The sequence below is a fragment of the Bradyrhizobium sp. SPXBL-04 genome (assembly GCF_051853035.1).
GTDB classification, from domain to species: domain Bacteria; phylum Pseudomonadota; class Alphaproteobacteria; order Rhizobiales; family Xanthobacteraceae; genus Bradyrhizobium; species Bradyrhizobium zhanjiangense.
In genome coordinates, this window is the sequence record NZ_CP182472.1 from 2,985,520 (window position 1) to 3,012,191 (window position 26,672).

The 26,672-nt window shown below is 63.9% G+C and carries 24 protein-coding genes; 14 read left to right on the forward strand and 10 right to left on the reverse strand.

Annotated elements, in window-relative coordinates; genetic code table 11:
* Positions 1-10: 10 nt before the first annotated feature.
* A complete protein-coding gene (locus tag ACNJX8_RS13930; protein ID WP_439361067.1) occupies positions 11-826 on the reverse strand; it encodes an alpha/beta fold hydrolase in 816 nt (271 codons plus the stop codon).
* Positions 827-1,018: 192 nt separating this feature from the next.
* On the opposite strand from ACNJX8_RS13930, the gene ACNJX8_RS13935 reads away from it, so the two are divergent.
* From ACNJX8_RS13935 to ACNJX8_RS13950, 4 genes are all read left to right on the forward strand, one after another.
* A complete protein-coding gene (locus ACNJX8_RS13935; protein WP_128938915.1) occupies positions 1,019-1,780 on the forward strand; it encodes an SDR family NAD(P)-dependent oxidoreductase in 762 nt (253 codons plus the stop codon).
* A 45-nt stretch (positions 1,781-1,825) separates the two neighbouring features.
* Positions 1,826-2,662 (forward strand): enoyl-CoA hydratase family protein, encoded by an 837-nt coding sequence (locus ACNJX8_RS13940; RefSeq protein ID WP_128932569.1) that lies wholly within the window; start codon positions 1,826-1,828, stop codon positions 2,660-2,662.
* Between the two features lie 99 nt (positions 2,663-2,761).
* Positions 2,762-5,113 carry a bifunctional salicylyl-CoA 5-hydroxylase/oxidoreductase gene (locus ACNJX8_RS13945; RefSeq protein WP_439361070.1) on the forward strand — a complete coding sequence of 784 codons (2,352 nt, stop codon included), beginning with the start codon at positions 2,762-2,764 and terminating at the stop codon, positions 5,111-5,113.
* A 51-nt stretch (positions 5,114-5,164) separates the two neighbouring features.
* Positions 5,165-6,436, forward strand: a complete 1,272-nt coding sequence (locus ACNJX8_RS13950) for a flavin-dependent oxidoreductase (RefSeq protein WP_439361071.1) — start codon at positions 5,165-5,167, stop codon at positions 6,434-6,436.
* A gap of 102 nt (positions 6,437-6,538) precedes the next feature.
* Here the strand turns inward: ACNJX8_RS13950 and ACNJX8_RS13955 are convergent, their stop codons facing one another.
* Positions 6,539-6,994 carry a cupin domain-containing protein gene (locus ACNJX8_RS13955; RefSeq protein ID WP_128932572.1) on the reverse strand — a complete coding sequence of 152 codons (456 nt, stop codon included), beginning with the start codon at positions 6,992-6,994 and terminating at the stop codon, positions 6,539-6,541.
* A 30-nt stretch (positions 6,995-7,024) separates the two neighbouring features.
* Positions 7,025-8,200 carry an ABC transporter substrate-binding protein gene (locus tag ACNJX8_RS13960; RefSeq protein ID WP_439361074.1) on the reverse strand — a complete coding sequence of 392 codons (1,176 nt, stop codon included), beginning with the start codon at positions 8,198-8,200 and terminating at the stop codon, positions 7,025-7,027.
* A gap of 250 nt (positions 8,201-8,450) precedes the next feature.
* Here ACNJX8_RS13960 and ACNJX8_RS13965 point away from each other — a divergent pair, with 250 nt between their 5' ends.
* The 3 genes from ACNJX8_RS13965 to ACNJX8_RS13975 all read left to right on the forward strand — a co-directional run bounded on the left by ACNJX8_RS13965 (position 8,451) and on the right by ACNJX8_RS13975 (position 11,288).
* Positions 8,451-8,969 carry a MarR family winged helix-turn-helix transcriptional regulator gene (locus tag ACNJX8_RS13965; RefSeq protein WP_164934521.1) on the forward strand — a complete coding sequence of 173 codons (519 nt, stop codon included), beginning with the start codon at positions 8,451-8,453 and terminating at the stop codon, positions 8,967-8,969.
* Between the two features lie 148 nt (positions 8,970-9,117).
* Positions 9,118-10,833 (forward strand): benzoate-CoA ligase family protein, encoded by a 1,716-nt coding sequence (locus ACNJX8_RS13970; RefSeq protein ID WP_439361076.1) that lies wholly within the window; start codon positions 9,118-9,120, stop codon positions 10,831-10,833.
* Positions 10,830-11,288, forward strand: a complete 459-nt coding sequence (locus ACNJX8_RS13975) for a RidA family protein (protein ID WP_439361910.1) — start codon at positions 10,830-10,832, stop codon at positions 11,286-11,288. Before ACNJX8_RS13970 ends, ACNJX8_RS13975 begins: the two co-directional genes overlap by 4 nt.
* 26 nt (positions 11,289-11,314) lie before the next feature.
* On the opposite strand, the gene ACNJX8_RS13980 is transcribed toward ACNJX8_RS13975, so the two are convergent.
* Positions 11,315-12,043, reverse strand: a complete 729-nt coding sequence (locus ACNJX8_RS13980; RefSeq protein ID WP_439361078.1) for a CBS domain-containing protein — start codon at positions 12,041-12,043, stop codon at positions 11,315-11,317.
* Between the two features lie 205 nt (positions 12,044-12,248).
* Between ACNJX8_RS13980 and ACNJX8_RS13985 the strand changes: the two genes are divergently transcribed.
* Positions 12,249-14,096 carry a PHA/PHB synthase family protein gene (locus tag ACNJX8_RS13985; protein WP_439361080.1) on the forward strand — a complete coding sequence of 616 codons (1,848 nt, stop codon included), beginning with the start codon at positions 12,249-12,251 and terminating at the stop codon, positions 14,094-14,096.
* On the opposite strand, the gene ACNJX8_RS13990 is transcribed toward ACNJX8_RS13985, so the two are convergent.
* From ACNJX8_RS13990 to ACNJX8_RS14000, 3 genes are read right to left on the reverse strand one after another with little or no spacing between them, the layout of a single operon-like run.
* Positions 14,093-15,064 (reverse strand): CHAD domain-containing protein, encoded by a 972-nt coding sequence (locus tag ACNJX8_RS13990; protein WP_439361082.1) that lies wholly within the window; start codon positions 15,062-15,064, stop codon positions 14,093-14,095. The genes ACNJX8_RS13985 and ACNJX8_RS13990 overlap by 4 nt on opposite strands.
* 25 nt (positions 15,065-15,089) lie before the next feature.
* Positions 15,090-16,625: an AAA family ATPase gene (locus ACNJX8_RS13995; RefSeq protein ID WP_439361084.1), complete on the reverse strand. Its 1,536-nt coding sequence runs from the start codon at positions 16,623-16,625 to the stop codon at positions 15,090-15,092.
* An 11-nt stretch (positions 16,626-16,636) separates the two neighbouring features.
* Complete coding sequence (locus ACNJX8_RS14000) at positions 16,637-17,620, reverse strand: zinc-dependent alcohol dehydrogenase family protein (protein ID WP_439361086.1); 984 nt, start codon at positions 17,618-17,620, stop codon at positions 16,637-16,639.
* A gap of 175 nt (positions 17,621-17,795) precedes the next feature.
* Between ACNJX8_RS14000 and ACNJX8_RS14005 the strand changes: the two genes are divergently transcribed.
* Entirely contained in the window at positions 17,796-18,635 is an 840-nt protein-coding gene (locus ACNJX8_RS14005; RefSeq protein ID WP_439361087.1) for a universal stress protein, read from the forward strand.
* A gap of 63 nt (positions 18,636-18,698) precedes the next feature.
* A complete protein-coding gene (locus tag ACNJX8_RS14010) occupies positions 18,699-21,392 on the forward strand; it encodes a bifunctional acetate--CoA ligase family protein/GNAT family N-acetyltransferase (protein ID WP_439361089.1) in 2,694 nt (897 codons plus the stop codon).
* Positions 21,393-21,401: 9 nt separating this feature from the next.
* Here ACNJX8_RS14010 and ACNJX8_RS14015 read toward each other — a convergent pair whose 3' ends face one another.
* Both ACNJX8_RS14015 and ACNJX8_RS14020 read right to left on the reverse strand, forming a co-directional pair.
* Positions 21,402-21,887 (reverse strand): phage holin family protein, encoded by a 486-nt coding sequence (locus ACNJX8_RS14015; protein ID WP_249756824.1) that lies wholly within the window; start codon positions 21,885-21,887, stop codon positions 21,402-21,404.
* Entirely contained in the window at positions 21,888-22,163 is a 276-nt protein-coding gene (locus tag ACNJX8_RS14020) for a hypothetical protein (RefSeq protein WP_128932582.1), read from the reverse strand.
* A 176-nt stretch (positions 22,164-22,339) separates the two neighbouring features.
* On the opposite strand from ACNJX8_RS14020, the gene ACNJX8_RS14025 reads away from it, so the two are divergent.
* From ACNJX8_RS14025 to ACNJX8_RS14035, 3 genes are read left to right on the forward strand one after another with little or no spacing between them, the layout of a single operon-like run.
* A complete protein-coding gene (locus ACNJX8_RS14025; protein ID WP_439361091.1) occupies positions 22,340-23,476 on the forward strand; it encodes an ABC transporter permease in 1,137 nt (378 codons plus the stop codon).
* Positions 23,477-23,478: 2 nt separating this feature from the next.
* Positions 23,479-24,246: an ABC transporter ATP-binding protein gene (locus tag ACNJX8_RS14030; RefSeq protein WP_439361093.1), complete on the forward strand. Its 768-nt coding sequence runs from the start codon at positions 23,479-23,481 to the stop codon at positions 24,244-24,246.
* 3 nt (positions 24,247-24,249) lie between these two features.
* Positions 24,250-25,401, forward strand: coding sequence for an ABC-type transport auxiliary lipoprotein family protein (locus ACNJX8_RS14035; protein WP_439361095.1), 1,152 nt, complete (start codon positions 24,250-24,252; stop codon positions 25,399-25,401).
* A gap of 6 nt (positions 25,402-25,407) precedes the next feature.
* Here ACNJX8_RS14035 and ACNJX8_RS14040 read toward each other — a convergent pair whose 3' ends face one another.
* Entirely contained in the window at positions 25,408-25,725 is a 318-nt protein-coding gene (locus ACNJX8_RS14040) for a c-type cytochrome (RefSeq protein ID WP_128932586.1), read from the reverse strand.
* A gap of 156 nt (positions 25,726-25,881) precedes the next feature.
* Here ACNJX8_RS14040 and ACNJX8_RS14045 point away from each other — a divergent pair, with 156 nt between their 5' ends.
* On the forward strand, positions 25,882-26,595 hold the full coding sequence (locus tag ACNJX8_RS14045; protein WP_128945021.1) for a helix-turn-helix domain-containing protein: 714 nt from the start codon (positions 25,882-25,884) through the stop codon (positions 26,593-26,595).
* Positions 26,596-26,672: the final 77 nt, after the last annotated feature.

Sequence of the window (26,672 nt, forward strand, 5' to 3'; positions counted from 1 at the left end):
CGCAGTCACCTTACGCTTTGGTCGCGAGAGAGTTCAGGAACCGGCCGAGCGCTTCGTTGAAGACATCGGGGCGTTCGAGATTGGCGAGATGGCCCACGCCAGCGAGCTCGACATATTCGGCGCCCGGAATAAACGTCGCCGTCTTCGCCATCATCGGTGCGGGCGCGTTGTTGTCCTTGGAGCCGGACAGCAGCAGCGTCGGGACGGAAATATCCCCGAGCGTGCTGCGCTGATCGAAGCCGATGAGAGCCAGCATCATGGCGCGATAGCTGGCCTCGGGCACGCCTGCCATGCATTCGCGGGCGAGCTCCATCCCCTTTGGATCAGGATCGTCGCCGACCAGCTCCTTCACCAGCGAAGGCGCCAGCGACGTCATTGTCTCCCCGCGGTCGAGCGGCCCGAGCCGCGCCGCGATGAAGGATCTCTGCCAATCGCCGTCGGCCTTGCCGAAGGCCGGACTGGTCTGCGCCAGGACGACTGCGCGCGCCAGTTTCGGCGACTGCACCAGCCATTTCTGGACGATCATGCCGCCGATCGAATGGCCGACCAGAATGGGCCTGCTTGCGCCGAGCTGCTCGATGAATTGCTGGAGCGCATCGGCCAAGGCAGCAATGCTGACACTGGCCAGCGGCGCCGATCCGCCATAACCCGGCATATCCCATGCGATCGCGCGGAAGCGGTTGCCGAATGTGGCAAGCTGGTGCGGCCAGGCTCGCGCCGCGCCGCCAATGCCGTGCAGGAAAATCAAAGGTGTCGCGCCCGGATCGCCCGCGGCTTCGTAGGCGAAGCGTCCGTCCTTTGTTATCATTGGCGCAGGCTGCGACACGCGACAATCCTTTTGCTTGGCTCTGTGATGCTAACAGGCTCGCGGGCGATGGGAAGGGATAATTTTATACTTAAAGCAATTTTCGGGCCGGTCGCCCATGCGGCCGTTCCTGCTGTCGATCGGCGCTTTCGTTGCAAAAATTTGAAGGTTAAAATATATCGAAGGAACGATCAGGATCTCAGGAGCAAGCGCATGTCCGGATTGCCGCATTCGCCGCACGCGCTGGTGACCGGTGGTGGTCGCGGCATCGGCCGCGCCATCGCGGCTTCGCTTGTCGGTGCTGGCGCGACCGTGACGGTGCTCGGTCGGAATGCAGCGCCTCTTGCAGAGGCCGTCAACGCAGGCGCCGCGCATTTCGCGGCCGTTGCCGACGTCGCTGATGAAGCGTCGTTGAAGGCGGCCGTCCTTGAGGCGAGTGCGCGCAAGCCGATCGACATCCTGATTGCCAACGCAGGCAGCGCTGAATCGGCGCCATTCGCGAAATCGGACAGCGCCCTCTTCGGCCGCATGATGGATGTCAATTTCATGGGCGTGGTCCATGCCATCCGCGCTGTGTTGCCGGGCATGAAAGACCGTCCCTATGGCCGCATTGTCGCAGTTGCGTCCACGGCCGGGCTCAAGGGCTATGCCTATGTCAGCGCCTACGCTGCGGCCAAGCACGCCGTGGTCGGCCTCGTGCGTTCGCTCGCTCTCGAGATGGCCGGAAGCAATGTGACGGTGAATGCAGTGTGTCCCGGCTTCACCGACACCGATCTGGTCGCCGGCAGCATCGAAAACATCATGACGAAGACCGGCCGAACCCGCGAGCAGGCGATCGCCGAACTCGCGAAACATAATCCGCAAGGAAGACTGATCACGCCTCAAGAGGTGGCCGATGCCGTGCTGTGGCTGTGCGGTGAGGGCGCTGGCGCGATCACCGGACAGGCGATCGCGGTTGCCGGTGGTGAAATCTAGCGTGTGTGTGGCGCAGGCGCGGAACAAGGAAGCTAAGGAGATAGCATGAGCAGACCAGCCAATCCCGTCACCATACCGCTTGCAGATTACTCGCCGCAGCACTTCCTGCTGGCCGTGGTCGACGGTGTCGCGACGGTTACGCTCAATCGCCCCGACCGAAAGAATCCGCTCACCTTCGAAAGCTACCGGGAACTGACTGATTTCTTCCGCGCCTGCGCGTTCGATGATGCGGTCAAATCCATCGTCGTCACCGGCGCCGGCGGCAATTTCTCGTCTGGCGGCGACGTGTTCGAGATCATCGGCCCGCTCGTGAAGATGGATACCAAGGGGCTGACCGCCTTCACACGCATGACCGGAGACCTTGTCAAGGCGATGCGGGCCTGCCCGCAGCCGATCGTGGCTGCGGTCGAGGGCATTTGCGCCGGCGCCGGGGCGATCATCGCCATGGCGTCGGATATGCGCCTCGCGGCGAGTGGCACAAAGGTGGCGTTCCTGTTCAACAAGGTTGGCCTTGCCGGCTGCGACATGGGCGCCTGTGCGATCCTGCCGCGGATCATCGGTCAGTCACGCGCCTCCGAACTGCTCTACACCGGCCGGTTCATGACCGCGGAGGAGGGCGAGCGCTGGGGCTTCTTCAGCCGCCTCGTCACGCCCGAGCAGGTGCTGCCCCAAGCGCAATTGCTGGCCAAGCAAGTCGCGGAAGGACCGACCTTCGCCAACACCATGACCAAGCGGATGCTGGCGATGGAATGGGCGATGTCGGTAGAGGAGGCGATCGAGGCCGAGGCCGTTGCCCAGGCGCTGTGCATGACGACGGCGGATTTCGAGCGCGCCTTCGAGGCGTTCGCCAACAAGGTCAAGCCGGTTTTCAGGGGCGACTAGGACGATCACCTTTAGGGGCAGACCAGCAACGGGGGACTTGCGCAAAATTATTTTAGGCTTAAAATAGTTTTCGTGACCAGGTGAATTGGCGAGGCTCCCATGAAAGTCGCGATCATCGGTGGCGGACCTGCGGGTCTCTACGCTGCGATCCTGCTCAAGAAGCAGCGTCCCGGCGCCGAAGTCACCGTCTATGAGCGCAATCGGGCCGATGACACGTTCGGCTTCGGCGTGGTGTTCTCGGACGCCACGCTGGACAATTTCGAGAGGCACGATCTTCCGAGCTACCGCCGCATCACTCAGGAATTCGCCTATTGGGACGACATTGCCGTGCATTTCCGCGGCACGGTGCACCGGGTCGGCGGCAACGGCTTTTGCGGCTGCTCACGGCAGAAGCTGCTGCTGATCCTTCAGGAGCGGGCACGCGAGCTGGGCGTCTCCCTGCATTTCGAAGTGGATATCGACGACGAATCCCGCTTCGCCGACGCCGACCTCGTCCTGCTTGCGGACGGTATCAACAGCCGCTTCCGCGAGAAATATATCGATCATTTCCAGCCCGAGGTCGACGTCCGCTCCAACAAGTTCGCCTGGATGGGCTCAACGAGGCCGCTCGATGCCTTCACTTTCATCTTCCAGGAAACCGAGTGGGGGCCCTTCATCGCCCATGCCTATCAGTATGAGGCCGGGCATTCGACCTGGATCTTCGAGACCGATCCCGAGACGTTCGCGCGGGCGGGGCTGACGGGGCTGGACGAGGCTCAGTCCGCCGCGCGGATGGCGGACATCTTCGGCTGGTTCCTCGATGGGCACAAGCTGCTGACCAACCGCTCGATGTGGCGCAACTTCCCCATGATCCGCAGCAAGCGCTGGGTCAAGGACAACATGGTCCTGCTTGGCGATGCCAAGGCGAGCGCGCATTTCTCGATCGGCTCGGGCACCAAGCTTGCGATGGAGGACGCCATCGCGCTGGCCGAAGCGATGGAGAAGGCGCCCAGCATCGCGGCGGCACTGAAGGTCTATGAGAACGGCCGCCGCGAGGAGGTCGAGAAGACGCAGCATGCCGCCGACGTCTCGCTGGTCTGGTTCGAGCATGTCGACCGCTTCTGGGATTTTGACCCCGTGCAGTTCGCCTTCGGCGTGATGACGCGCTCGAAGGCGATCACCTACGACAATCTCAAGCTCCGCGCGCCGGATTTCGTGGCCGAGGTCGACAAGTCGTTCGCCAAGCAGGTGCGCAGCAGCGGCTTCGATGTCGACACCGACCGGCCGATGGTGCCGCTGTTCCAGCCGTTCCGCTTGCGCGAGATGGAGCTGGCCAATCGCGCGGTGATGTCGCCGATGTGCATGTATTCGGCGCGGGAGGGTGTGCCGACAGACTTCCACCTGGTGCATTACGGCTCGCGTGCGATCGGCGGCGCCGGGCTGATCTTCACCGAGATGGCCTGCGTCAGCCGCGATGCCCGGATCACGCCCGGCTGCGCCGGTCTCTGGACCGACGAGCAGGAAGCCGCGTGGCGACGCATCGTGGATTTCGTCCACGGCAATTCGGCCGCGAAAATCTGCCTGCAACTGGGCCACGCCGGCCGCAAGGGCGCGACCAAATTGATGTGGGACGGCATGGACCGGCCGCTGGAGCAGGGCGGTTGGGAGGTCTTCTCGGCATCGCCGCTGCCCTATTTCCCCGATAGCCAGGTGCCGCGCGAGCTCGATCGCGCCGGCATGAACGCGGTGAGGGACGCTTTCGTCGCGGCGGCCGAGCGCGGCGAGCGCTGCGGCTTCGACATGCTCGAATTGCACTGCGCCCACGGCTATCTGCTCGCGAGCTTCATCTCGCCGCTCACCAACACCCGCACCGACGATTATGGCGGCTCGCTCGAAGACCGGCTGCGGTTTCCGCTCGAGATCTTCGAGGCATTGCGGGCGGTGTGGCCGTCGCACAAGCCGATGTCGGTGCGTATCTCTGCGACTGATTGGGCGGAGGGCGGCATCACCGGCGATGACGCCGTCGCCGTCGCGCGCGCCTTTGCCGAGGCGGGTGTCGATCTCGTCGACGTCTCGACCGGGCAGACCGTGCGCGATGCGCAGCCGGTGTACGGCCGCATGTTCCAGACGCCGTTCTCCGACCAGGTCCGCAACGAGGCGCGGGTGGCCACCATGTGCGTCGGCAACATCACGACGGCGGACCAGGCCAACACCATCTTGGCCGCCGGCCGGGCGGATCTCGTCGCGCTCGGCCGTCCGCATCTTGTCGACCCGTTCTTCACCATGAAGGCGGCGGCTTGGTATGGGGCAAACGACGCTTTCTGCCCGCCGCAATATCTGCCCGGAAAGGATCAGATTTTCCGCAACAGCGTCCGCGACCGGCAGGACTTCGAGGAGCTGAGAATTAAGGCTAAGCCCAAGACCCGGGCCGAGCTGAAGGCGGAGGCGACAAAGCCGCTTGCGGCGGAGTGACCGCCCGTGCGACCTTAACCCATTGCCTGTGTTTCGAGTGGAGTAAGGGCGATGAAGGCGATTATCGTCGGTGGCGGTATCGGTGGTCTCACCACGGCATTGATGTTGCGCTCGCGCGGCCTGGATTGTGAGATCTTCGAGCAGGCCGACACCATTCGCGAGCTCGGCGTCGGGATCAACACGCTGCCGCATGCCATGCGCGAGTTGGCCGGGCTTGGCCTGTTGCAGAAGCTCGACGAGGTCGCGATCCGCACTGATCAGCTCTATTACCTCAATCGCCACGGCCAGGAGGTCTGGCGCGAAGCTCGCGGCATCGACGCCGGCCACGACGTGCCGCAATTCTCGATCCATCGTGGGCGCCTTCAGGGCGTCATCCATCGCGCCGTCGAGGAACGGCTCGGGCAGCAAGCGATTCACACCGGCTGCCGGCTGGGTGCGTTCACGCAGGACGAGGGCGGCGTCACGGCCTATTTCTTCGATCGCGTCGGCGCGCATGTCCACACCGCGCGCGGCGATATCCTGATCGGCGCCGACGGCATCCATTCGCGCGTCCGCGAGACACTGTTCCCGAACGAGGGGCCGCCGTGCTGGAATGGCCTGATGCTGTGGCGCGGCGCCCGCGATTGGCCGCTATTCCTCACCGGCAAATCGATGATCGTGGCCGGCGGTCTCAACGCCAAGGTGGTGATCTATCCGATCGCGGAAGGATCGAGTCCGGCGAGCCGTCTGACCAATTGGGCGGTGCTGGTCAAAGTGGGCGAAGGCAATGCACCTCCACCGCGGAAAGAAGATTGGTCGCGGCCGGGCCGCCGCGAGGAGCTGATGCCGCATGTCGCGCGCTTCTCGGTGCCCTATATCGACGTGAAGAGCCTGATCTCGGCGACGCCCGAATTCTACGAATATCCGACCTGCGACCGCGATCCCTTGCCCTATTGGTCGTCCGGGCGCGTCACGCTGCTCGGCGATGCCGCGCATCCGATGTATCCGGTCGGCTCCAATGGCGCCTCGCAGGCGATCCTCGATGCGCGCTGCCTTGCCGACGTGCTGGTGCGCGCCGAGCACCCGCGTCAGGCGCTGCTCGAATACGAGAAGAAGCGTCTGCCGATGACGGCCGAGATCGTCCGCTCCAACCGGCGCGGTGGCCCCGAAGGCGTCATCGACGCCGTCGAGCAGCTCGCGCCTGATGGCTTCGACAATGTCGACAACGTCCTGAGCTATTCCCAGCGCGAAGCCATCGTGCGCGGCTATGCCACCAAGGCAGGCTTTGCCGCAGTGCCGGGACTTGCGGCGGTGCGCGCTGAAATCGGCGGTAGAGCGGGATGAGATTGGGGGAATCGGCGCTAGCCCGGAACTCAGATCACCTTTTCCCCGCTGGGAGAGGTGGAGCCCCAGCCACCGAACGAGCCTAACTTCATCCCACTTTAGCTAGCTGCCGGGCGGCGGCGGCAGGAAGTGGATGTTGAACTCGGCGGCCATCGCCACCACGTCCTCGGGCTTCTGCTCCTTCATGTTGTGAAGGCCCCAGAACAGGTCGAACAGCTTGCGGCTCGGCGAAACCCAGAACAGCACCTTTGCGGTCTGCTCCGACTTATTGAAGATGCCGTGCGGCACGCCCATGCCGAGGCGGATCAGGTCGCCCGCGGTCGCCTGCGCCTCGGAATTGCCGAGCATGAAATCGAGCTTGCCTTCCAGCATGTAGAGATACTCATCCTGGTCAGGGTGAATATGCGGCGGCACGAACGTGCCCGGCGGCAGTGTCGCATGCCAGGAGAAACTGTTCTCGGCGTAGCTTTTCGGCACATAGGTCTGGCCGAGGATGTTCCAGGAGATGCCCTGGATGCCCTCATTGGCCCGGGTGATGCCGGTGATTTCGCTCTTCATTGCGGTCCTCCCGTAACGCGATACACGGCCTTAGTTCGCCGCCTTGCAGTCCTTGGCATAGCGGTCGCCGTAATTCTCGAAGACCTTCTGCACGATCTCGGTCTGGAACTTGCCGTCCGGACGCTTGGCGACCTTGGTCAGGTAGAAATTCTGGATCGGATAGCCGTTGGTGTTGAACTTGAAGGCGCCGCGCAGCGAGGTGAAGTCGGCTTTCTTCAAAGCGGCGGCGACGGCGTCCTTGTTGGAGAGATCGCCCTTGACCGCCGTGACCGCGCTGTCGATCAGCATCGCGGCGTCATAGGCCTGGAAGGCGTAGGTGCCGGGCACGCTGTTATAGGCGGCCTCATAGGCGGCAACGAACTTCTTGTTCTGCGGATTATCCAGATTGGGCGCCCAGTTCGCGCCGCCGAACATGCCGACGGCCGCGTCCTGCTGCGCCGGCAAGGTCGATTCATCCACCGTGAACGCCGAAAGCACCGGAATGCTGTCGGCCAGTCCTGCCTGCCGGTATTGCTTGACGAGATTGACGCCGAGGCCGCCCGGCATGAACGTGAACAGCGCATCGGGCTTCTGCGACGAGATCTTGGAAAGCTCCGGCTGGAAGTCAAGCGTGTTCAGCGGCATGTAGGATTCCTCGACGATCTCGCCCTTGTAGTCGAGCTTGAAGCCCGCCACCGAATCCTTGCCGGCTTGATAATTCGGGACCATCAGATACATGCGCTTATAGCCGCGATCCTGCGCGACCTTGCCGAGGATCTCGTGCACCTGATCGTTCTGGTAGGAGGTCACATAGAAGAACGGGTTGCAGTCCTTGCCGGCAAACGTCGACGGGCCGGCATTGGGGCTGATCAGGAAGGTTTTCGATTCTGTGATGGGCCGGTGGATCGCCTGGAGGATGTTGGAGAAGATCGGGCCGACCACGAAGTCGACCTTGTCGCGCTCGAGCAAGCCCTTGACCTTCGTCACCGCCGCATCCGGCTTCAATTCGTCATCTGCGACGATCACCTCGACATCGCGGCCGCCCATTTTGCCGCCGAGATCCTTCACTGCGAGCGCAAAGCCGTCGCGGACTTGCTGGCCCAGCGCGGCGGCTGGCCCCGACAGGGTCACGACCACACCCAGCTTGATTTTCTCCTGGGCGAGGGCAGGGCTCATCGCGGTGCCGAGCAGCATAGCGGCTGCGGCCAAGGTCATTTGCGTCTTCATGATCTGTCCCTCGTGACGATCGGCTTGCGCTGCAAGCCGCGTACTCCAATCCAAGCTTATGCCGATGATGGCCGCCGCGGCAAGCCGAGCTCGAGGCGTCGCATCCTGTGGGCAGCGGCGCATGCAAGCTGCGCGCCAATTATTTGAAGCCTAAAGAAATTGACGTGCGGTCGATTGTTGCAGCTTTGGACTTGCAGCCGGCCCCGATTTAATTGAAGCTCAAAACGTTAGGAAATCCGTGCCGGCGCCAATGCCGGCCGTGAGTGACTGCATCAACATGCTCGATTCCGAGACCAAGGCCGTCGAAACGCCGGAGGATCATGCCGAAGAGCTTCGGCTGTGGCTGCGGCTGTTGACCTGCACGACCCTCATCGAAGGGGAAGTCCGCGGCCGGCTGCGGCAGCGGTTCGACGTCACTTTGCCCCGGTTTGACCTGATGGCGCAGCTCGACAAGGCGCCGGACGGCATGACGCTATCCGATGTCTCCAAGCGCATGATGGTGTCGAACGGCAACGTCACCGGCCTCGTCGAGCGGCTGGTGGAATCCGGTCATCTCGACCGGCGCACCTCGGAGACCGACCGCCGCGTCCAGGTGATCCGCCTCACAAAGCTCGGGCGTGCCGAGTTTCGCAGGATGGCTGCGGAACACGAAACCTGGATTGCCGACCTCTTCGCCGATCTGACGCCGAAGGATGTGCGCGAATTGATGCGGCTCCTGGCCAGGACCAAGGCGTCGGCGCAGAAATCGGCCGCGCGCCGCCGGCCGTAAGCAGGCGGGCGGGGCGGGCCGCCGACCCCATTTGCCGCAGGAAAAAGCAAGGAATGCCCAAAATCCGCTATTGCGCCAAATTGTTTTAAGCCTAAAATGTTTTCCAGATCGTGCTGCCGGGTGCAATCCATGCTGAAAGGAGCGTGCGATGGCCAACGCCGCCAAGGTTCAAGGGTCGGGCTCGTGTGACGGCAATACTGCGACGGCCCATGTCGATACGTTCGCGCGGCAACATCTGCCGCCGCGCGAGCTCTGGCCCGAATTCATCTTCACGCGGCCGGAGCTGCGCTACCCAACGCGATTGAACTGCGTCAGCTATTTCCTCGATCGCTGGGTCGAGCAAGGCCACGGCGATGCGCCTTGCGTCATCAGTCCTGCGGTCAGCTACACCTATCGCGAGCTGCAAGCCCTGGTGAACCGCATCGCCAATGTGCTGGTCGGCAAGCTGGGTCTTGTGACCGGCGGGCGCGTGCTGCTGCGCTCGGCCAACAATCCGATGATGGTCGCGACCTATCTCGCAGTCATCAAGGCCGGCGGCATCGTCGTGGCGACCATGCCGCTGCTGCGTGCCAAGGAGCTGTCCTATCCGATCCAGAAGGCGGAGATCACGCTCGCGCTGTGTGACGGAAAGCTCTCCGAGGAGATGGAGAAGGCGAAAGCCGCGGCACCCGCCTTCAAGCACGTGGTCTATTGGGGCAATGGCGCCCCCGATTCGCTCGAAGCGCTGATCGCGGATGCGAGCCCGGAGTTCAGGGCTGTCGATACCGCGTCCGACGACGTCTGCCTGATCGCCTTCACGTCGGGCACGACAGGCGATCCCAAGGGCACCATGCATTTCCACCGGGACATGCTGGCGGTCTGCGACGGCTACGCGCGCAATATCTTGCGCGCCGAGCAGAAGGATCGCTTCATCGGCTCGGCACCGCTCGCCTTCACCTTCGGCTTCGGCGGTGTGTTGTTTCCGATGCATATTGGCGCCTCCTTCGTGGTGCTGGAGAAGACGACGCCGGACGACATTCTGAATGCGATCGAGCAGTACAAGACCACGGTCTGCTTCACCGCACCAACCGCATACCGGGCCATGCTCGGCAAGCTCGCGGGCCGTGACATCTCCTCGCTTCGCAAATGCGTCTCCGCGGGCGAGACGCTGCCCAAGCCGACATTCGAGGCATGGCTGAAGGCCACCGGCATCAAGCTGATGGATGGCATCGGTTCGACCGAACTGCTGCACATCTTCATCAGCGCGACCGAGGAGGAGATTCGCCCCGGCGCGACCGGCAAGCCGGTGCCGGGCTATGAGGCCAAGATCGTCGACGATGCCGGCAACGACGTGCCGCCGGGCACGATGGGCCGACTGGCGGTACGTGGGCCGACCGGCTGCCGTTATCTCGCCGACGAGCGGCAACGGAAATACGTCCAGAACGGCTGGAACATCACCGGTGACACCTATCTGATGGATAGCGACGGCTATTTCTGGTACCAGTCGCGCTCCGACGACATGATCGTCTCGGCCGGCTACAATATCGCAGGCACGGATGTCGAGGCAGCGCTGCTCACGCATCCGTCCGTCGTCGAATGCGGGGTCGTCGGTGCGCCGGACGAGGCACGCGGCATGATCGTGAAGGCCTATGTCGTCGCCGCGCCCGGTGTGACGCCCGACGCGCAGCTCGTGGCCGAGTTGCAGGAACATGTCAAACGCGAGATCGCGCCGTACAAATATCCGCGCGCGATCGAATTCGTGACGCAATTGCCGAAGACCGAGACTGGCAAGTTGAAGCGTTTTGCCCTGCGTCAGCTGGCGCAGGCTGCAGCGACTCCTCAGGCGTCGCTGCGGAATGAGAGAAGGATAGAGAATTGTCCGTGACGACGCCAAAAGGCCCGCAGCTCGCGGTGCTGCCGACTGCAGCCGAGCACGAAACCCGCTCCCGCGCGCAAATCCTCCAGCCGTCCGGCTGGCCAATGCCGAAGGGGTATGCCAACGGCATGGCTGCCGATGGGCGGATCGTCGTCACCGGCGGAGTGATCGGCTGGGATGCCGAAGAGCGTCTCGCGGACGGCTTCGTCGCGCAGGTGCGCCAGACCCTGAGCAACATCGCCGAAATCCTGGCCGAAGCGGGCGCCCGGCCCGAACACCTCGTGCGTCTGACCTGGTATGTCGTCGACATGGACGAGTACCTGGCCAATCTGAAGGAGCTGGGCAGGGTCTACCGCGACGTCTTCGGAGCGCACTATCCTGCGATGGCGCTGGTCCAGGTGGTCCGGCTCGTCGAGAAGGCGGCGCGCGTCGAAATCGAGGCCACCGCCGTCATTCCTCGCTGAGCTTTGCCGCGATCAGCTCGGCTTGATCAGCTCGCCTTGGCGAGCTCGTCGTCCTCGGGCGAGTTCAGATAGACGCCCGACATGGTGTCGACCCAGCAAAGATGGTCGTGCACCGTCTTCACGCCTTCGACGTTCTCCGCCGCGACGATGGCCGCCTGCCGTGCGCGTTCTTCGGTGATGACGCCACTGAGGTGAACGATGCCGTCACGGACGATGACGTTCAGCCCGAACGGGCACCAGTCGTTCTTCTCCATGGTGTCGATGATGCGGCTGCGAATGTGATCGTCGTCCGCCGTCGGATCTGGCACTTCGCGAGCGAGCCCCGCCACCGCCTGTATCAAATTGGCGCGGGACACGATTCCGACCACCTTGTCGCCGCGCACCACCGGCAGCCGCTTCACGTTGTTCCGTTCCATGAGATCGACGATCTCCGCGAGCGCGGTGTCCTCGGTGATGGTCACGACCGAGGCTGTCATCACCTCCGAGACCTTGCGGCCATGCTCGTGGACGAAGTCGCTGGCCGATTTGCCGGCACCGAGGATGAACCTCAGCCAGCGCCCCCGCTTGCGTCCGGTGCCAATTTCGCTGCGGCGGATGAAATCTCCTTCCGAGACGACGCCGACCAGCTTGCCGGTATCGTCGACGACCGTGAGACCGCTGACATGCCGCTTCAGCATGATGTTCACCGCCTCGACGATGCTGGTGTCAGGAGTAACCGAAATGACCGACCGGGTCATGATCTGGTGGGCGCGCATGAAGAACTCCGCTGGCTCGTCGAATGTCGATGCGCAAAACCTAGCGGGGACGTCGAGATGCGGTTTGACCCAGGTCAAGCGGACGAGGCCGCTTGGTCCTGGTTCAGCGATTGTGATCTGGGCCGGATTTGATGCAGCTCAACGCGCATCCGAAGCATCGCCATATCCTGCCTCGAGACCAGAAGCCCGCAGGGAACATTCAGCCATGAACGTCGTCCAGATACTTCCACGGGCCGACGAGCCGGTGGCGCATGCTCTCGTCAATCCCGTTGCCGACCCTCGAGCCGCCGCGGCAGGCCCCGAAAAACCCGCAGGCAAGCCGGTCGCCGCAGATCTCCCGCCTGCATCACCCCCGTATCCTCTCGACCGCGCGTTTCATGCCATGCTGGCACGGTTCACGGGCGGGATTTCGCCGACGGCCTTGTCGCTCGCCTGGCTCGATTGGAGCTCGCATCTCGCCGCAGCCCCGCAGCGCCAGATGGAGATTTCCAGCAACGTTCTTCGCGACACCGGCCGGCTGCTGGAAGCTGTCGTGCATGCGACGTCGCAAAAGCCCTGGTCCGTCATTCAGCCGCAGGGACGCGATCGTCGCTTCAGGCAACCACAATGGGAGGTCCCGCCGTTCAATCTGCTAGCGCAGGCGTTTCTGCTCGCAGAGCGCTGGTGGCACGATGCCACCATCGGCGTGCGCGGCGTGTCGCATGCAAATGAGGCCATCGTCGAGTTCTCGGTTCGTCAGATGCTCGACATGCTGGCGCCGTCGAATTTCGCGGCGACCAATCCGCAGGTGCTGGAGAAGGCATTCCAGAGCGGCGGGGAAAATTTCGTCTTCGGCTGGCAGAACTGGTGCAGCGATCTGATGCGTCTGCTTTCGATATCGAAACCGGCGGGCGACCCGCAATTTGTCGTCGGCAAGACAGTGGCGGCTTCGCCTGGCAAGGTCGTCTATCGCAACGAGCTGATCGAGCTGATCCAGTACTATCCGACGACTGCGCAAGTGCGGCCCGAGCCGATCCTGATCGTGCCGGCCTGGATCATGAAATACTACATCCTCGATCTGTCGCCGCAGAATTCGCTGGTCAAGTATCTGACCGCTCAAGGCTTCACTGTATTCGCGATCTCCTGGCGCAATCCGGATGCCAACGACCGCGATGTCGCCTTCGATGACTATCGCAGGCTGGGCGTCATGGCCGCGCTGGACACGATCGGCCGGATCATGCCGGGTCGGAAGACCCATGCGCTGGGCTATTGTCTGGGCGGAACGTTGCTGTCCATTGCCGCTGCCGCAATGGCGCGCGACGGCGACAGGCGGCTCGGCACAATCACGCTCCTTGCCGCCCAGACCGATTTCACCGAGGCCGGCGAGCTGACGCTCTTCATCAACGAGAGCCAGGTCGCCTTCCTCGAAGACATAATGTGGCAGCGTGGTTATCTCGATACGACGCAGATGGCCGGTGCGTTCCAGCTGCTGCGCTCCAACGAGTTAATCTGGTCGCGGCTCTCGCATGACTATCTGATGGGCGAAAGCAGTCCGCCAAGCGACCTGATGGCTTGGAATGCCGATGCGACCCGGCTGCCTTATCGCATGCACTCGGAGTATTTGCGCCAACTGTTTCTCAAGAATGAGCTGGCCGAAGGCCGCTATCGCGTCGAAGGCAGGAGCATCTCGCTCTCGGACATCCATGCGCCGATGTTCGTGGTCGGCACGCTGGCCGATCACGTGGCGCCGTGGCGGTCGGTCTACAAGATTCACTATCAGGTCGATGCCGACGTGACGTTCCTGTTGACCAGCGGCGGCCACAATGCCGGTGTCGTCGCTCCGCCTGATGACCCTGGGCACAGCTATCAGGTCATGACCAAGGCTGCGGACGCGCCCTATGTCGGTGCAGATGAGTGGCTGAAGCTGGCTCCGCGAGTTGAGGGCTCCTGGTGGCCGGAATGGGCCGGATGGCTGGCGGCGCGCTCCGGGGGGCCCTGTGATCCGCCGCAGATCGGGCTTGGCGATGCCCCTTCAGGCCTGCCCGAAGCGCCGGGAGACTACGTCCGCACCTAGTCCTCAGGCTCTGCATTTGGCGCGAGGTCCGAGGAGCGGAAGGGCTTGGCCTTGTCCAGTTTGCGGTAAGCCGCCGCGGCGGTTCGCAACAGCTTCTTTTCCCGTTTGCGGTCGAGGAAGCGAGTGCCGGCCTGGAAGCCGACACCGTGCAACGACGCCGCCAGCGTTTGCCCTCGCGCATCGTCGTTCAATTGCCCGAGAGATCTTTGCGCCTTGCGCAATTGCTTGAGGATGGACTTCTGCTTCGTCGCTGATCCGTCGGCGAACAGATCCGTCAGCGATTCGACCGAATAGGTCATCCGCTTATTGAGCAGCCGCAGCTTGTGCCGTTTCTCGACGTCGAGCTTGCTCAGCTTCCGGGCCTTCTTGAGCAGTGTCGTCTCCCACTCGGTCAATCGCGCTGTCGCGTGGTCGGCGAGCGAGCAGCGACGCAATCTGATGGCTTCCTTGCTGCGCCGGGTCGACCAGGGGCCGCTCTCGATCCAAGCCGAGGTCTGCTCGACCAGGCGGCGGTAGCGGGCGGATTGCAGCGCGCGTGCCAGCAGGCGGTGGCTCTCGGCGCGCTTCTCGTCCCAGTGCTGGAGTTCGGCGATCACGGCGAGCTCGTTGCCACTTTCGGCGACAACCCGCTCGATCGCCACGTCGAGGTCCCGCACCATGCCGAGCTGGCTGTTGAGCCATTTCAGCTCGGCCCAGACATTCGGCCGCAGCGCGTCGTCGACCATCGGCGCGAAGAAGCGGATGGCGGTGCGCAGATGCGTCAGCGCGATCCGGATCTGGTGCAGGGCGTCGGGATCGCCGCGGCAGGTGCCGTCGTGCTGGGCGAGGACGGCATCGAGATGACGGCGCGCGATGATCCGGAACGCCGTGTCGCAGGCCATGCCGGGGCTGAGGCGGCCGGGCAGGGCATTGCGCCGCGCTGCCGGCATTGCGCGGGCGGCCGTCGAGGTCGTGCTGGGTCGCGCCATCCTTGCCCGCGTCAATCAGATTGCCTTATTTGCCCTCAGCGATTGCGTCCCGGCAGCTCTGGAGCGTCTGCTCCTGTGTCCCGGATGCATCAATGGTCGCCCAACCGACATGACCGATATTATAGCGCTCCTGCTGCGCGGCAACCTCTTGCGTGGCGTCGGATGCATCTCCCCGGCGGCTTCCGATTCGCGCCTGCCGGGTCGCGAGATCGGCGACGAGGAACAGGCCGTTCAGCGGGACGTTGCGCTCGCGCGCCAGTGCGGCGATCGCGTCTCGTTCGCCCTCGGCGGCGAATACACCGTCGATGATCGCCGAATGGCCTTGCGCCAGCACGCGCCGGGCGTAACGAGCCAATGTCCCGTAAACGCGGGCCGTGACCTCTGGCGTGTATGCGAATGGCGGCAGCCGCTGCGTGTCCTTGATCCCGAATATTTGCTTGCGGACGATGTCGCTGCGCAGCACGATCGCCCCCGGCTGTGGCGCGACGACCGGTGCGAGCGCGCGCGCCAAAACCGTCTTGCCGGTGCCGGACAGTCCCCCGACCGCAATCAGACGCGGAGCGGGAGGATGGATCAGCATCCGGGCGAGGCCGAAATAGCGCCGTGCGTCGTCAAGGATGCCGGCATCATCAGAACGCGGCGGCTTTAGCCGTGCCAGCGCCACCTGAGCGCGGATCGCCGCCCGGATCGACATGAACAGCGGCAGCACCGAGAGCGCGTCGAGATTGTCGGCTGGCGTCGCAGCAAGATATCGGTTCAGGACGATGTTGGCCGCGAGCGGTTGATCGTGGTGCAATAAGTCCATTAATGTGAATGCGAGATCGTAGAGCACGTCGACAGTTGCCATCTGGGCATCGAACTCGATGGCGTCGAACAGGATTGGCCGCCCGCCGATCAAAGCGATGTTCGCAAGATGCAGGTCGCCGTGGCAGCGCCGCACAAAACCCTGCTGGCCGCGCTCTTCGAGCAAGGTGCGGAGGCGCAGAAACATCGCATGCGAGGCTCTGCCGAGCAGCGCGATTTCTTCAGCGTCGAAATGATTGCCTTTTCCCAGGCCATTGCAGTTGCCATCGATCAGGCCGGGGATGGAGGAAATCCACGCCCTGCCGTCGGAGCGGCCCGCCGCCGCATGCGAAGCCACGATCGCGTCGGCGGCAGCCGAAGCCAGATTCTCATCGAGCGGGCCGGCCTTGGCCAGATGATCCAGCGTCTGGCTTTCGTCGAAGCGCGACATGTCGACCGCATACTCGATCGGCCGGCCGGGCCCGTCGATCTTCACCGACCCATCCGGCTCCTCCGTGATCGCCACGACGCGATGATAGATCTGCGGCGCCAGCGGCCGGTTGATCCTGATCTCCTCCTCGCAGGCCGCCTTGCGCTTATCGAGCGTCGAATAGTCGAGGAACGGAAACTGCACAGCCCGCTTGATCTTCAGCGCGCGGTCGCCGTCGAGAAACACCGAAGCCGCGTGGGTATCGATCCGTCTCACGCCAGGACGTCCAGTCAGGAACTGGAATATCCGGTTCTGGGCCTCCGTCTCATCTCTGATCGACTTTGGCATCTGCGTCACCGTCAGGGCGTCAGCACGGCCGCGCCGAGAATCTGGCCATTCCGCAGCATGCTCAGAACTTCGTTGGCCTGATCGAGCGGAAATGCTGTGGTCTCGGTGCGTATGCCAGCTTGCGGGACGATCCTGAGAAAATCGAGGCCATCCTGCCGGGTCAGATTGGCTACCGAGACCAGCTGCCGTTCCTCCCAGAGCAGCTCATATGGAAAGCTTGGAATGTCCGACATGTGGATTCCGGCGCACACGACGCGGCCGCCCTTGCGTACGGCGCGCAGCGCGGCCGGGACGAGTTCGCCAGCTGGCGCGTAGATGATGGCGGCGTCGAGCGGCTCGTCCGGCGTTTCGTCAGAGGCCCCTGCCCAGACGGCGCCGATACGACGTGCAAGGCCTTGCGCAGCGGCATCGCCACGCCGCGTGAATGCATAGACGGATCGTCCCTGCCAGACCGCAACTTGCGCGATGATGTGGCCGGCCGCGCCAAAACCATAGAGGCCGAGCTTGCTGGCGGAGCCGGCCATTACCAGCGAGCGCCAGCCGATCAGCCCTGCGCACAGCAGAGGAGCAATCTCCACGTCATTGCCGTTTTCGCCGAGTGGAAACGCGTAGCGCGCGTCAGCGATCGTGTGCGTTGCGTAGCCGCCGTCGCGCGTGTAGCCGGTGAAGAGGGGCGCCTCACACAGGTTTTCCATGCCGTCCCGGCAGAACCGACACTTGCCGCAGGTAAAACCAAGCCAGGGAATGCCAACCCGATCGCCGGGTGCATGCGTTGCAACATTCGGACCCACGAGATCGACCCGGCCGACGATCTCGTGACCAGGCACGATCGGATAGCGAATATCGGGCAGCTCGGCATCGACGACGTGAAGATCGGTGCGGCATACGCCGCAGGCGCTGACCTTCACCCGGATCTGGCCTTCGCCGGGGATAGGATCGGGCCGCTCCTCCATCCGGAGCTGCGCTCGTGAGGCTGGCAACACCATTGCACGCATGAACCTCTCCCGGGCGAACCGCTCGGACTGACTTATTCATAGAATGGCCGAGCGGCCAGTCCTTGATGTTGGTCAACGGGCCGTCGCCAACCGACAGGACGGAGTTCCCCGGGCTTGACGAGGATCAAGCGTCCCGATGAAGGCCGGGCTATGCTGACGGCCAAGGAGAATCCCGATGGCCATCAAGGACGTCTTTCTGCCGCTTGTCGGCCAGCCGCGCCGGCCGCTTCTGGCCGCGATCGAGAAATGCGTGGCTGTCGCCGCGGACCTCGGCGCCAGGATCACCGCACTTGCGCTCCAGGAAGATGTTTTCGTGCGGCCGAAAGTGCTGCTGCCGGACGATCCCGCTGCGGCCGAGGAAACAGGGTCGCTTGGGACCGGCGATATGCAACTGCTCCTGAATGCCTTCACAGATGCATCGTCCCGCGCCGACATTCGCGCCCACGGCCGATCGGCCAAGGTGCCCGCAGACCAGATCGCCTCGATCCTGGCCGAACATGGGCGCTTCAGCGATCTTACGTTGCTCCCGGTGAAGCCGCACGACAGCCGAACGGAACACATCATCGAGACGTTCCTGTTCGAATCTGGGCGGCCGCTCCTGCTCTGCCCGGAACAGCATGTCGATGAGCTGCGACCGGAGTTCGAGAACGTCATGATCGCGTGGGATCACTCCGCGCGTGCGGCGCGTGCGGTCGGCGATGCGCTGCCAGTCCTTCAGGCGGCCGCCTCGGTCCGCGTGGTGACTGTGGCGGACGAGAAGACCGACGCGATCGTGCAATCCGGAACGGCTCTCGTCGACCACCTCTGGGAACACGGTGTTCACGCCTCGTTCGAAACGGCGAAATGCGGGGGCAGTTCGATCGGCAAAGTGCTCGGAAGCTGGGCGAATTCCCATGCCATCGATACGATCGTGATGGGCGCTTATCATCATTCGCGCCTCAACGAGATCGTTTGGGGCGGTGTGACAAAGACCGTCATTGGCCAGCCACCGTGCTGGGTTATGATCTCGCACTAGGCACGCAGTTTTCAGCCTGATTTCCATCCTCGGAACCGCCAGCGACCGGGCGCATTTGCTTTCATGTCCACCTACCGCCTGAAGAATCTGCTGTCACCGCGTTCGGTCGCGCTGGTCGGCGCGAGTGCCCGCCCGGTCTCGGTGGGACGCGCCGTCCTGGAGAACATCCGCAGCGCTGAATTCAAGGGGCAGTTTGGGCTGGTCAATCTGCGCCATAGCGAGATCGGCGGCATCGCCGCGGTGAAGAGTCTGGACAGGTTGGACTTCGTCCCAGAACTCGTGGTCATCACCGCGCCGGCGCGGGAAGTTCCCGGCATCATCGACCAGGCCGGACGGCGCGGCTCGGCGGGCGCGCTGATCGTCACGGCCGGGCTCGGCCACGGACCGGGATCCCTGCACGAGGCTGCAATCGCCGCGGCCCGCAAATACGGCATGCGGCTGATCGGCCCGAACTGTCTCGGCATCATGATGCCCGCAGTGAGCCTCAATGCCAGCTTCGCCGCGCATATGCCAGGCGCGGGCAATCTCGCGCTGATCTCGCAATCGGGCGCGATCGCGGCCGGCATGGTCGATTGGGCGGCGCAGCGCGGCGTCGGCTTCTCAGGCATCGTCTCGATCGGCGATCAGACCGACGTCGACCTTGCCGACCTGCTCGACTATTTCGCGTTGGATCACAAGACCCGCGCCATCCTGCTCTATATCGAGGCGATCAAGGACGCTCGCAAGTTCATGTCGGCGGCGCGCGCCGCCGCGCGCGTGAAGCCGGTCGTCGTGGTGAAGTCGGGCCGGATGGCGCAGGGGGCGAAGGCCGCGGCCACGCATACCGGGGCGCTTGCCGGCGCCGACGCCGTCTATGACGCCGCGTTCCGCCGCGCGGGCGTGCTCCGGGTCTCCGATCTGCGCGAGCTGTTCGATTGCGCCGAGACGCTCGGCCGCGTCGAATCGCCGGCGGGAAAGCGGCTCGCCATCCTGACCAATGGCGGTGGCATCGGCGTCCTTGCCATCGATCGATTGGTCGAGCTTGGCGGTATTCCGGCATCGATCTCGGCGGACGCGCGTAAGAAACTCGATGACGTGCTGCCGCCGACCTGGTCCGGTGCAAATCCCGTCGACATCGTAGGTGACGCCGACGCCTCGCGCTACGCAGCAGCGCTGGAGGTGCTGCTCGCCGATCCCGACAATGACGCCGTGCTTGTCCTCAACGTGCAGACGGCGATCGCCTCGGCGGCCGACATCGCCACGACCGTGACGGAGCTCGTCGGCAAATATCGCGAGCAGCACCGCCGCTGGGCAAAGCCCGTCCTTGCCGCCTGGGTCGGAGCCGACCAGAACATCATTCAGACGCTCTCCGGCGCGGGCATTCCGAACTACCCGACCGAGGATGATGCCGTGCGCGGCTTCATGCATCTGGTCCGGCACCGCGAAGTGGTGGAGGAGCTGAGCCAGGTTCCGCCGGCGATGCCCGATACGTTCGTGCCGGACGCCAAGGCGGCGAGGCAGATCGTCACTGCCGCGATCGCAGACGGCCGTCAATGGCTCGAGCCCGTCGAGATCAAGCACCTGCTCGAAGCCTACGACATTGCGATGGTGCCGACCTATGCCGCAACCGATGTCGAGCAGGCGGTGGCCTATGCGAACGACATGTTCGCGAAAGGCGCCACCGTCGTGCTGAAGATCATGTCGCGTGACATCGTCCACAAATCAGATGTCGGCGGCGTCGTCCTCAATCTGACCACGCCGGATGCGGTGCGCGCGGCGGCCACCGATATTCTCGACCGGGCGAGGAAGCTGCGACCCGAAGCCCGCATCGGCGGTGTCATCGTGCAAGCGATGGTGGTCAAGGCGAAGGCGCGCGAGCTGATCCTCGGTCTTGCCGATGATCCCACCTTCGGCACCGTCGTCGTGTTCGGCCGGGGCGGGACGGCCGTGGAGATCATCAATGACAAGGCGCTTGCGCTGCCGCCGCTCGACCTGCAGCTCGCCCGCGACCTGATCGACCGCACGCGCGTGTCACGGCTGCTTCGCGCCTACCGGGACGTGCCGGCAGTGAAGCCGGATGCCGTCGCTATGGTGCTGGTCAAGCTGGCGCAGATGGCCGCTGACATTCCTGAAATCCGCGAATTCGACATCAACCCGCTGCTCGCGGACGAAATCGGCGTGACCGCGGTCGATGCCCGCGTCGCCGTGGGGCCGCCGCAGCGAAAGTTCGCCGGCTCCGGCCCGGCCAATTTCGCCGTTCGGGCCTATCCGTCACAATGGGAGCGCCGCCTCAAGCTCAAGGACGACTGGCGGATCTTCGTGCGGCCCATGCGCCCCGAGGACGAGCCGACCATCCACGAATTCCTTCGTCACGTCACGCCGCAAGACCTCCGCCTGCGCTTCTTCGCGCCGATGAAGGAGTTCACCCACGAGTTCATCGCGCGCCTGACCCAGCTCGATTATGCACGCGCGATGGCCTTCATCGCATTCGACCAGGAGACCGGCGAGATGGTCGGCGTCGTCCGGCTCCATTCGGATTCGATCTACGAGAGCGGCGAATATGCCATTCTGCTGCGGTCCGATCTCAAGGGCAGGGGACTCGGATGGGCCCTGATGCAGCTGATCATCGACTACGCGAAGTCGGAAGGGTTGAAGACCATATCGGGCGACGTGCTCCAGGAGAACATAGTGATGCTCGAGATGTGCCGGCAGCTCGGCTTCGAGGTCAAGCCGGATCCCGCCGAGCCTGATATCTGCGACGTCAGGCTGAAGCTCTGAGCGCGTGCTTTAAGAGTGCGCTTCAGCCGACGTTGCGGTGGATTTCCTGGCCGTCGTTCGCAAATTCTTGACGATGATCGCAATTAGCGGCACCAGCACCGGCACGACGGTGCTGAGCGGATGATGCACGGCGCCTGACACCTGGACCTGGAGCGCGCGCGCCTCGAGCTGAAGGGCTTCGATGGATGCGTCATGAATTTCGTTCGCAAGTTCGATGTCACGCCCTGACGGAGCGCGGCCGGCGACCATGAACAGAGCGGCCGCGATGGCGAAGTTGACGGCGCCGAGGATGGCGGCGGCGGCAACCGCACTCCAGATCTGCACCAGCGCGAAATAGGCCGAGAGCTCCAGCATCAGGAGTCCGAAGGCCGCGATCAGCGCCGCGAAGGCGCGAAGGCCAAGCCCCATCAACAGATGGCGCAGCCTGATGTCCGCGATGATCCGATCGGTGCGCCACAGCACGCGCAGATGTTTGACGACATTCTCGGTATTCACCTAGTGCCTCCTCAGCATGAAGCCGACCATCACGCCGAGCGCGAAGACGGAGGCGAGCGATGTGATCGGCCGCTCCGCAATGAGGCCCTGAAGCTGCTCCTGCTCTTCGTCGACGGTCTCGCCAAGCTCGGTGAGCGCAGCCCTGATCTGATCGGCCAGCGCCTCGGCCCGATCTTTCGAACTGTCGTAGATCTCCTCGCCGGCGGTGCTCAAAAGGCGCGTGACGTCAACCTTCAGCGCTCGCAGTTCGTCGCTCATCTTGTCGCTGTCGAACATGGCTTGATACCCCCATTGATCGCCAGCGAATCTAGGATCCTCGGGCGCAACCGTACTTGATATGCGTCAAGGAGGTGCGGTGTTGCCCTGGTCTTGAGACAGGTCAACCCGGCCGCCACATGCTGGCCTAGAAATCCCGGCTGAATGGGCGCCAATCGTCCCGATGAGGTGGAAGCGTGAACCCCGAACCGCTGTTGCTGGCGACGCCATCCGGCGATGTGCTGAAATTGCGCCCGGAAGGGCCGTGGACCGCAGCGAATGTGGTGATGCTCGAATCGCTGTCCCGGTCGGTCGGGGCGGACGTCGATCGATCCAGAGCCGTGACCCTGGACATGTCGGGCGTCAGCGCGCTCGACACGCTCGGCGCCTGGGTCCTGGAGAAGCTGTCGCGCCGGGCTGCATCATCCGGCAGATCGGCTGAATTCGTCGGTGTCGCCGATCAATTCAGTGGGCTGATGGACGAGGTGCGCCAGGTCAACCGCGACGCGCCGACACCCATAGCCACGTCAAATCCCCTCCTGCTCAGGCTCGGCGATCTCGGCAAGGCCACGATTGCTGCGCGGGAAGACGTCACGATCTTTCTGCAAATGCTCGGCGCGCTATTCATGGCCGTGATCGGCGTGCTGCGCCGGCCACGATCGCTGCGGCTGACCTCGCTGGTCTATCAGCTTTACCGCATCGGATGGCAGGCGATTCCCATCATCGTGCTGATCACCTTCCTGATCGGCGCCATCATCGCCCAGCAGGGATTCTTCCATTTCCGCAGGTTCGGCGCGGAGTCCTACACCGTCGACATGGTCGGCATCCTGGTGCTGCGCGAGCTCGGCGTGCTGATCGTGGCCATCATGGTCGCCGGACGGTCGGGAAGCGCCTATACCGCCGAGCTCGGCTCGATGAAGATGCGCGAGGAGATCGACGCGCTCTCGACCATGGGGCTCGACCCCGTCGACGTCCTGATCCTGCCGCGCGTTGCGGCGCTCGTCATCGCGCTGCCGATCCTCGCCTTCGTCGGATCGATTGCCGCGCTCTATGGCGGCGGGCTGGTCGCACAGTTCTACGGCGACATGGGACCGGCGATCTATATCGCACGGCTGCATGACGCCATTTCCATCACTCATTTCGAGGTGGGGATCCTGAAGGCGCCGTTCATGGCGCTGGTGATCGGGATCGTCGCCTGTAGCGAAGGATTGCGCGTGAAAGGCAGCGCCGAATCGCTGGGACGGCAGACCACGACATCGGTGGTGAAGTCGATCTTCCTGGTGATCGTGCTCGACGGCCTGTTCGCGATCTTCTTCGCTTCGATTGGAATGTGACGATGGAGGACTCACAGCAGGAGTTCGCGATCCGCGTCCGCGACCTCGTGGTCGGCTTCGGCCGCCAGACCGTGCTCGACCATCTGTCGCTCGACGTCCGCCGCGGTGAGATACTCGGGCTGGTCGGGGCGTCCGGCGGCGGCAAGTCGGTGCTGATGCGCACTATCATCGGCCTCATCCCGCGCCGAAGCGGCAGCATCGAAGTCATGGGACAGCCAGTCGGCGGCGGCGCTCAAGGTACGGCCACGACTTGGGGCATCCTTTTTCAGCAAGGCGCGCTGTTCTCATCGCTGACGGTGAGACAAAACGTCGAGTTTCCGCTGCGGGAAAATCTCGCCCTGTCGCAGGAGCTGATGGACGAGATCGCGATTGCCAAGCTCGAGATGGTCGGGCTGCGGGCGCAGGATGCGGACAAATTTCCGGCGGAGCTGTCGGGCGGCATGACCAAGCGCGTGGCGCTGGCGCGCGCGCTCGCGCTCGATCCGCCGATCCTGTTCCTGGACGAGCCGACCTCCGGCCTCGACCCGATCGCCGCCGGCGATTTCGACGCGCTGATCAAGACGCTGCAAAAGACCCTGGGCCTCACTGTGTTCATGGTCACCCACGACCTTGCGAGCCTGACCACGGTCTGCGACCGCGTGGCCGCCCTGGCCGACGGCAGGATCGTGGCGATCGGCCCGATGCGCGAACTGCTGCAATCCGAGCATCCCTGGGTGCGGGCCTATTTCCACGGCAAGCGCTCGCAGATGCTGCAACACGAAATGAGATGACACATGGAAACCCGCGCTCCTTACGTGCTGATCGGCACCTTCGTGCTGGCTGCGATCGTTGCGGTGTTCGGCTTCGTCTATTGGCTGAACAACACCGGCGGCATCGGGCCGCGCACGAACTACCACGTGCAATTCCAGGGACCGGTGCCCGGCCTGCTGGTCGGCGCCGGCGTGCTGTTCAACGGCATCCGCGTCGGTGAGGTGACCGAGCTCGGGCTCGCGCCGGATAACCCGCGCTTCGTCAATGCGACGATCTCGGTGGCCGCGGCAACGCCAGTGCGTGCCGACACCAAGGTCGGACTCGATTTCCAGGGCTTGACCGGCGTGCCGGTGGTGACGCTGGAGGGCGGCATGCTCGTCGCCAGGTCGGGCGCCAAGTCGGGCCCTATGTCCGATGCCAAGTCCGACGCCAAGTCCGGCGAGCCGCTGACCTTGATCGCCGAGGCCGGCGCAGGCCAGAGCATGACGCAGGCGGCGCGCGATGCGCTGCGGAAGGTCGACACCGTGCTGGAGGACAATTCCGGCCCGCTAAAGGACACCATCGCCAATTTGAAGACGTTCTCCGACGGGCTCGCGCGCAACACCGGCAAGATCGACGGCATTCTGGCGGGCCTCGAGAAGATGACCGGTGGCGGAGCGCCCGCGCAGAAGGTCACCTATGACCTGCGCACGCCGAAGAATCTGGGGCCGGCCGGCAAGACGCTGTCTGCGTCACTGGCCATTCCCGAGCCGACCGCGGTCGCGATGCTCCAGACCCAGCGCATGCTGTTCTCGCCGGTCGGGGACAATCCGGGCTTTGCCGATTTCCTCTGGGCCGACAGCATTCCAAAACTGGTGCAGGCGCGCCTGATCGACAGTTTCGAGAATTACGACATTGCCCACGCGCCGCTACGCACGACCGATCTCGGTCAGGCGGACTACCAGCTCCTGATCGACATCAGGCGCTTTCGGATCGCGACGGACGGTGAGGCGAGGGCCGAGATCGGACTGTCGGCGCGGATCGTCGACAAGAACGGCAAGGTGATTGCCTCGCGCCTCGTCGAGACCAGCGAGAAGCTCGACAAGGTCGAGCCGGCCGCTTCAGTCGCAGCGTTCGATGCCGCCTTTGCCCGGATCGCAAAGGAGCTGATCGGCTGGACCGTGCAGGCGGTGTGATGCCTGCTATTCCAGGGTCTTCAGGTAGGACAGGAGGTCGTGGATCTGGTCCGGATTGAGCTCGAAGGCGGGCATGTCGGCATGGCCGGTGTAGATGCCTTCGGCCAGTGCCTCACCAAGGGTCTCGATCGGATAACGCCGATGCAGGGTGCGCAGCGCTGGCGCGCTCTTGAGCGGACTCTCGGAGACACGGTCGATCGCATGGCAGCGAGCGCAATTTGCCCGTGCAAAGGCCTTGCCGCGCTGCTCGGCAGTCGTTGCGGCTAGCGCAGGCGTGATCAGGAGCAGCCCAATCAGGCCGTGACGCAGCGCGCTTTGCAGCATGGAAAGTGATCCCCGTCGAACTCTGGAAGGACAGAATAAGGCGGGGACCCCGGCCAAAATTGATCTGAGTCAATCGGCTTTGTCACAGCGCAGTAAAATGCAGGTGCGTGGCAACTCGGCCTGGGGGCAGAGCGGGGCCGACGCTTGGAGCGGTGGATGAAGCCTTCCGTGGTCACGATTGAGCCGAACGGGCATTTCTGCAGCGATTGTGCCGTACGCGCATCGGCGGTTTGCTCGTCGCTGGATGCAGCCGAGCTCAGCGAATTCGAGCATCTGGGGCGCCGTGTCCATTTTGGCTCAGGCGAGACCGTGTTTTCCGAAGAGGACATCACGACCTCGTTCTACAACGTGCTCGAAGGCGTCATGCGGCTGTACAAGCTGCTGCCCGACGGTCGGCGGCAGATCGTGGGCTTTGCCCTGCCGGGCGATTTCCTGGGGATGAACCTTTCCGGCCGCCACAATTTTTCGGCCGATGCGATCGGCGCTGTGACCGTGTGCCAGTTCGCCAAAGCACCTTTCGGCCGTTTCATCGAGAGCCGGCCGCAGCTGCTCAGGCGGATCAACGAGCTGGCCATTCGCGAGCTGAGCCAAGCGCGCGACCACATGGTCCTGCTCGGCCGGCGCTCGGCGGACGAGAGGGTCGCAACGTTTCTGCTCGGCTGGCGCCAGCGTCTGTTGGCGCTCGGGGGATCGTTGGACACCGTTCCGCTTCCGATGAGCCGGCAGGACATCGCCGACTATCTCGGCCTGACCATCGAAACCGTCAGCCGCACCTTCACCAAGCTGGAGCGTCACGGCGCAATCGAGATCCTTCATGGCGGTATCAGCCTGCGCGACCCCGCGCGCGTCGAGGCCCTGGCCGCGGCCTGACATTCTGTCCGCAACGCTCGCGGATTTTTGATCCCGATCAATGACGCCGGCCATCCGCCGCAAAATAATGCCTCAGA